This is a genomic window from Candidatus Pelagibacter communis (genome assembly GCF_001180225.1).
GTDB classification, from domain to species: Bacteria; Pseudomonadota; Alphaproteobacteria; order Pelagibacterales; family Pelagibacteraceae; genus Pelagibacter; species Pelagibacter ubique_D.
The window spans coordinates 1-840 of sequence record NZ_CVST01000025.1; the positions used below are offsets into that span (position 1 = coordinate 1).

Here is an 840-nt window from a genome sequence, read left to right on the forward strand (position 1 = left end):
CCATAAGCTTTTATGCATAAAACAATCCAAAATTTAATTTCAATAGAAGAAAAAATTAAATTAAGATTAAAAGAAAAAAAAATCAATAAATTACCAGAAATAATTGCTGTATCTAAAACTTTTCAAATTGAAAAAATTTATCCATTAATAGCTCATGGACATTTGAATTTTGGAGAAAATAAAGTTCAAGAAGCTATGAATAAATGGAAAACAGTAAAAGAAAATAATCCTAAAATTAACCTTCATTTAATTGGAAAACTCCAAACGAACAAAGTAAAAATTGCTATAAAAATATTCGATTTTATCCATACTGTTGATAGCATTAAACTAGCAAAAAAAATTTCCGACGAACAAAATAAAATAAAAAAAAATATTAAAATTTTTATTCAAGTAAATATTGGAGAAGAAGTACAAAAATCAGGTATTATGAAAAATAAATTAGATGAATTGGTAAATTATTGTAAAGAATTAAATTTAAATGTTATTGGATTAATGTGCATCCCCCCTATTCATGGCAAGACTGAAAATTATTTTAAAGATTTAGAAAATCTTAATAGTAAGTATAATTTAAGTGAATTGAGCATGGGAATGTCTTCTGACTATTTATTAGCTATTATGAATTCCTCTACTTATGTAAGAATTGGTTCAAGTATTTTTGGAAGTAGAGACTAGAGGAATTTTAATCTTAGTTTTTTTATTTATTAATTTTAATAATATTAAAAAATCTTTTTTATTTATTGCAATGCATCCAGCTGTTGGTTTGTAGTTTTTAGTAAGATGAATGAAAATACAGCTACCAATTCCTAAAGTTGTTTTTTTGAAATTATATTTTATTGGAAT

General features: G+C 22.7%; 1 protein-coding gene and 1 pseudogene. One reads left to right on the top strand and one right to left on the bottom strand.

The window, feature by feature from the left end:
- Positions 1-12 precede the first annotated feature (12 nt).
- Positions 13-672, top strand: a complete 660-nt coding sequence (locus AMN99_RS01625) for a YggS family pyridoxal phosphate-dependent enzyme (protein WP_075506105.1) — start codon at positions 13-15, stop codon at positions 670-672.
- On the opposite strand, the pseudogene AMN99_RS05810 reads toward AMN99_RS01625, so the two are convergent.
- Positions 646-840 (bottom strand): annotated as a pseudogene (locus AMN99_RS05810) (hypothetical protein); the annotation flags it as partial. The gene AMN99_RS01625 and the pseudogene AMN99_RS05810 overlap by 27 nt on opposite strands.

Excerpts from the sequence above, each read along its gene's own strand:
- AMN99_RS01625 (WP_075506105.1), top strand. The coding sequence starts at position 13 with ATGCATAAAACAATCCAAAATTTAATTTCAATAGAAGAAAAAATTAAA.